The organism is Mesorhizobium sp. M4A.F.Ca.ET.020.02.1.1 (assembly GCF_004022645.1).
Classification (GTDB): Bacteria; Pseudomonadota; Alphaproteobacteria; order Rhizobiales; family Rhizobiaceae; genus Mesorhizobium.
In genome coordinates this window covers 1-4,984 of record NZ_RZOI01000468.1, presented here as the reverse complement: position 1 = coordinate 4,984, position 4,984 = coordinate 1, and the positions used below count along the sequence as shown (strand labels likewise).

General features: G+C 65.4%; 6 protein-coding genes and 1 pseudogene. 2 read left to right on the top strand and 5 right to left on the bottom strand.

The genetic code is table 11. The annotated features are described in order from the left end of the window. Nucleotides 1-166 (top strand): annotated as a pseudogene (locus EN742_RS24320) (delayed-early response protein/equilibrative nucleoside transporter); the annotation flags it as partial. A gap of 7 nt (nucleotides 167-173) precedes the next feature. On the opposite strand, the gene denD reads toward EN742_RS24320, so the two are convergent. The 4 genes from denD to EN742_RS24300 are packed head-to-tail and all read right to left on the bottom strand — an operon-like array spanning nucleotide 174 to nucleotide 3,048. Next, a complete protein-coding gene (gene denD / locus EN742_RS24315) occupies nucleotides 174-1,151 on the bottom strand; it encodes a D-erythronate dehydrogenase (RefSeq protein WP_126058444.1) in 978 nt (325 codons plus the stop codon). Nucleotide 1,152: 1 nt separating this feature from the next. Further along, nucleotides 1,153-1,359: a hypothetical protein gene (locus tag EN742_RS24310; protein WP_126058443.1), complete on the bottom strand. Its 207-nt coding sequence runs from the start codon at nucleotides 1,357-1,359 to the stop codon at nucleotides 1,153-1,155. Further along, nucleotides 1,359-2,348: a cation diffusion facilitator family transporter gene (locus tag EN742_RS24305; RefSeq protein ID WP_127406050.1), complete on the bottom strand. Its 990-nt coding sequence runs from the start codon at nucleotides 2,346-2,348 to the stop codon at nucleotides 1,359-1,361. The genes EN742_RS24310 and EN742_RS24305 overlap by 1 nt, the downstream gene beginning before the upstream one ends. A 13-nt stretch (nucleotides 2,349-2,361) precedes the next feature. After that, nucleotides 2,362-3,048: a GNAT family protein gene (locus EN742_RS24300; RefSeq protein ID WP_126058441.1), complete on the bottom strand. Its 687-nt coding sequence runs from the start codon at nucleotides 3,046-3,048 to the stop codon at nucleotides 2,362-2,364. A gap of 83 nt (nucleotides 3,049-3,131) precedes the next feature. On the opposite strand from EN742_RS24300, the gene EN742_RS24295 reads away from it, so the two are divergent. After that, complete coding sequence (locus EN742_RS24295; protein WP_127406051.1) at nucleotides 3,132-4,316, top strand: pyridoxal phosphate-dependent aminotransferase; 1,185 nt, start codon at nucleotides 3,132-3,134, stop codon at nucleotides 4,314-4,316. Nucleotides 4,317-4,345: 29 nt separating this feature from the next. Here the strand turns inward: EN742_RS24295 and EN742_RS24290 are convergent. Beyond that, nucleotides 4,346-4,984, bottom strand: a 639-nt coding sequence (locus EN742_RS24290; RefSeq protein ID WP_148670224.1) for an SDR family oxidoreductase, incomplete at its 5' end; no start/stop codon positions are given.

The window sequence follows — 4,984 nt, the reverse complement described above, 5'->3', positions numbered from 1 at the left end:
GGCGCTGGCAACGCTCGCGGTGACGGCCAAGAACTGGGCGGTCTATTTCGCCGGCGACGGCCGCATGGGCAACCGCATCCATTCCATCGTTGAGATCGGCGGCGCGGCCTTCATCTTCCTGGTTGGACTGCTGCTGCTGTCCGCCAGCCTGACCGGCGGCGCTTGACGCCGGATCAGCCCACTACTTTGTTATCCAGTTCATCCTCGATATGCGCGCGGATGATCTCATCGAAACTCGTCTCGGCAGCGAAGCCGAGGTCCTTCGAGCGGCGCGCCTCGAAGCGTGTCGGCCAGCCTTTGACGATCGCCCAGATCGTCTCGTCCGGCTGCTCGCGGATCAGCTTCACCACCTTCGAACCGGCGACCCGCTCCAGCGCCTCGATCTGCTCGCCGACCGTGACGGCGACGCCGGGCATGGTGAGGTTGCGGCGCGGCCCGACGGCGGCGCCGTCGATCTCCGCCGCGTGGATCAGGAAATTCACCGCCGAGCGCGGGCTGGCGTGGGTATGCAGCACCGAGCGCGGCACGGGCAGGATCGCTTCTTGGCCGCTCAGCGGCTCGCGGATGATGCCGGAGAAGAACCCCGAGGCCGCCTTGTTCGGCTTGCCTGGCCTGACACAGATGGTCGGCAGCCTGATGCCGATGCCGTCGAAGAAGCCGCGCCGCGTATAGTCGGCGAGCAACGCCTCGCTCATCTGCTTCTGCGTGCCGTAGGATGTCAGCGGCGTCGGATGGAACTCGTCCGGGATGACATCCGGGAACGGCGCGCCGAATACCGCGATCGACGAGGTGAAGACGAGGCGCGGCGAAAACCCCGCCAGCCGCACGGCGTCGAACAGCGCGCGCGTGCCGTCGAGATTGACGCGGTAGCCGAGGTCGAAATTGGCTTCCGCCTCGCCCGACACAATGCCAGCCAGATGGAAGATCACATCGGGGCGCGAAGCGACCAAGCTAGCGGCTGCTCCAGGTGCCGCGAGATCGCCAGTGCGGATGGAGACATCGACCCCTGGCATGGCGGGCCCTTCAGATGCCACGATATCGTGTAGGTCGAGCGCGCTGATCTTGCGGCCGCGCAGTTGCCCGTCCCTGGCCAGCCGGGCAATCAGCTTGCGGCCGACCATGCCGGCCGCGCCCGTAATCAACACGCGCATCTCAAGGATCCTTCTTACGCTGGCTGCGGCCACGCAGCCAGAACACGACAAAAATCGCCACCATGAAGACGGCCGCGATGACTGCGGCCAGGATGGTCGAGACGCTGCCGGCCGCCAGCATCACCCGCGGCAGGAAATAGGCGGCGATGCCGAACAGGAGCAGCACCCAGAACGCGCCAAGCGCCGCATTGCGCGTATCGCGATCCATCAGTGATAGTGACCGCGATGCGGCGCCGCATGATGCGCGTGATCATGGCCGTGATCGTCATCATCGTCGGCGCAGTGCCCGAATTCCGGTTCGACGGTAGCATGGCTGATGCCATGCTCGGCGGCGAGCCGCTTCTTGATGGCGCTGACCGCCATATGGGCATCAACCCCATCATTCAGGCAGGCGTGCAGCGTCGCCATGTTGCTGGAACCGTCGAGCGACCAGACATGCATGTGATGCACCTCGCGCACGCCCTTGACCGCGCTCTCCAGGTCCTTGGCAATCACGTCGCGGTCGAGGCTTGCCGGCACGCCTTCGAGCAGCACATGGGCGGCCTCCCGCATCAGCGACCAAGCCGTCGACAGGATCAGCAGCGAGACCAGTACCGACAGGATCGGATCGATCGGCGTCCAGCCTGTCGCAAGAATGATCAACGCCGCGGCGATGGCAGCGGCCGAGCCGAGCAGATCGCCCAGCACATGCAGTATGGCGCCGCGCATGTTGAGGTTCTCGCGATCGCCGCCATGCAGCACGAAGAAGGAGAGGATATTCACCATTAGGCCGGCGATCGCGACCACCAGCATCGGCCCGCCGAGCACCGGCGCCGGCGCCACCAGGCGCCCCCAGGCCTCGTAGACGATCCACAGCGCAATGGCGAAGATGGCGATGCCGTTGGTGTAGGCGACCAGCGTCTTGACCCGGCCGAACCCGTAGGTCAGGCGAACCGTGGCCGGGCGGCCGGCGAGATGGAAGGCATACCACGCGAGCCCGAGCGCGATCGCATCGGCAAGCATGTGGCCGGCATCGGCAAGCAGCGCCAGCGACCCGGTCAGCAGGCCGCCGAGCGCCTCCGCGACCATGAAGCCGGCGGTCAGGCAGGCGGCGATCAGCACCCGCTTCTTGTCGGTCGAGCCATGCACATGGCCCGCGCCATGGCTGTGGCCGTGCGAGTCCTGTGCATGTGAACCGTGGTCATGGCTATACGCCATCTGCCTGCTCCTGCTACGCGCCGAACTCGGCGCGGAAGTCTTCAAGCCGCCGCTTCTGCCGGCCCTCATTGTCGAAATTGGCCGGATCGAGCCAAGCCTCATAGGCTCTGCGCAGCGCCGGCCATTCCTTGTCGATGATCGAGTACCACGCGGTATCGCGGTTTTCGCCCTTGACGACAAGGTGCTGGCGGAAAATGCCCTCGAACTTGAAGCCGAAACGCTCGGCGGCGCGCTTCGACGGTTCGTTGCGATTGTTGCATTTCCATTCATAGCGGCGATAGCCGAGATCGTCGAAGATGTATTTCATGAACAGGAACTGGGCTTCGGTCGCCGCCGGCTTGCGCGAGATCAGCGGCCCCCAATAGATGTTGCCGATCTCGATCACGCCATAGGCGGGGTCGATGCGCATCAGCGTCTGCCGCCCGGCGACCTTGCCGCTCGCCTTGTCGATGACGGCGAAGAACAGCGGATCCTCACTGGCCTCGACCTTGTCCAGCCAGGGCTGGAAGGCGGCTCGGGTTTCCGGCGGATAGTCCGGCAGCCAGGCGAAGCGGCCGCCGACATCGGACACCGAAGAGGCCTCGTAGAGGCTGTCGCCGTGCTTTGCGGCGCTCAGCGGTTCGAGCCTGGCATAGCGCCCCTCCAGCACCTTGCGCTCGGGGCGCGGGCGCGGCTGCCAGTCTTTGAGATTTTCCGACACCGAAAACTCCAATCCGTTTGACTTTTGCCGAAGGACGCTCACAAAAACGCTCGCCTACAGTAAGAACCACAGGGACGGGAAAAATGCTCCACACGATTGCGGCCTTCGACCGTCTCGGCGAGGAAAATGCCTTCGCGGTGCTGGCGCGTGCCACCGCACTTGCCCATCAGGGCCGCGACATTGTCAATCTCGGCATCGGCCAGCCGGACTTCAAGACGCCGCAGCACATCGTCGAGGCGGCGATCAAGGCGCTGCGCGACGGCCATCATGGCTATACGCCGGCCAACGGCCTGCTGGCGACGCGCGAAGCCGTGGTGCGCCGCACGCTGACCACCACCGGTGTCGAGGTCTCGCCGGAGAGCGTGATGATCCTGCCCGGCGGCAAGCCGACCATGTTCGCGGCGATCCTGATGTTCGGCGAGCCGGGCGCCGAGATCCTGTATCCGGATCCCGGCTTTCCGATCTATCGCTCGATGATCGAGTTCACCGGCGCCGCCCCGGTGCCGGTGCCGATCCGCGAGGAAAACGGCTTCGCTTTCTCTGCCGACGAGACGCTGGCGCTGATCACCCCGCGGACCAGGCTGCTGATCCTCAACTCGCCCGCCAACCCGACCGGCGGCGTCACCCCGCGCGCCGAGATCGAGAAGCTGGTCAAGGGGCTGGAGGCGCATCCGCATGTCGCCATCCTCTCCGACGAGATCTACGACGTCATGACCTATGACGGCGAGACGCATTTTTCGCTGCTCAACTTCCCGCAGATCCGCGACCGGCTGATCGTCCTCAACGGCTGGTCGAAGACCTGGGCAATGACCGGCTGGCGCATGGGCTGGTCGATCTGGCCGAACGGCGACAAGGGCACCCATCTCTACGACAAGGTGCGCAAGCTGGCGGTCAACTGCTGGTCCTGCGTCAACGCGCCGAGCCAGTATGCCGGCATCGCCGCGATCGACGGCCCGCAGGACGACGTCGAGAAGATGATGCGCGCCTTCGACAACCGCCGGAAGATCGTGGTCGAGGGGCTGAACGCGCTGCCGGGCATCTCCTGCATCACGCCGAAGGGCGCCTTCTATGCCTTCCCCAATGTCTCGAAGACCGGCTGGAAGGCCAAGAAGCTCGCCTCGGCGCTGCTCGAGGACGCCGGCGTGGCGCTGATCGGCGGTCCCGATTTCGGCATTCTCGGCGAAGGCTATATCAGGCTCTCCTACGCCAATTCCGAGGAGAACATCTTGCGCGCGATGGAGCGGATCGAGGCGTTCTTGAAGAAGTGACCTCGCTTCCCTCGCGGGAAGGCCGGGCGCTACCCGCGCCCGACGAACGGCATCTTCGTCGCCATCACCGTCATGAACAGCACATTGGCGTCGAGCGGCAGGCTGGCCATGTGGACGACCGCGTCGGCGACGCGCTCGACATCCATCACCGCCTCGGCGGCGATCGACCCGTTGGCCTGCGGCACGCCGACCGTCATCGGCTGCGCCATCTCGGTCAGCGCATTGCCGATGTCTATCTGGCCGCAGGCGATGTCGTAGGGCCGGCCATCCAGCGCCAGCGTCTTGGTCAGCCCGGTGATGGCGTGCTTGGTCGCCGTGTAGGGCACCGAGCCCGGACGCGGCGCATAGGCCGACACCGAGCCGTTATTGATGATGCGGCCACCCATCGGCTTTTGCCGGCGCATGGCGCCGAAGGCGGCGCGGGCGCACAGGAACGAGCCGGTGAGGTTGACGCCGACAATATCGTTCCAGACCTCGACCGGGATCTCGTCGATCGGCGTCGACTTGTAGCCCATGCCGGCATTGTTGAAGAGCAGGTCGACGCGCCCGAAGGCTTCCACCACCGTTTCGAACAGATCGTCGACCTGGTCGGCCTTGCTGATATCGCAGGCAACCGCCAACGCCTTGGCATCGGTCTTGCCGGCCTCGGCAATCGCCTCCTCCAGCAC

Bases quoted from the DNA above. Each gene is read 5' to 3' on its own strand.
- denD (WP_126058444.1), bottom strand. From the start codon at position 1,151: ATGCGCGTGTTGATTACGGGCGCGGCCGGCATGGTCGGCCGCAAGCTG.
- EN742_RS24310 (WP_126058443.1), bottom strand. From the start codon at position 1,359: ATGGATCGCGATACGCGCAATGCGGCGCTTGGCGCGTTCTGGGTGCTG.
- EN742_RS24305 (WP_127406050.1), bottom strand. From the start codon at position 2,348: ATGGCGTATAGCCATGACCACGGTTCACATGCACAGGACTCGCACGGC.
- EN742_RS24295 (WP_127406051.1), top strand. From the start codon at position 3,132: ATGCTCCACACGATTGCGGCCTTCGACCGTCTCGGCGAGGAAAATGCC.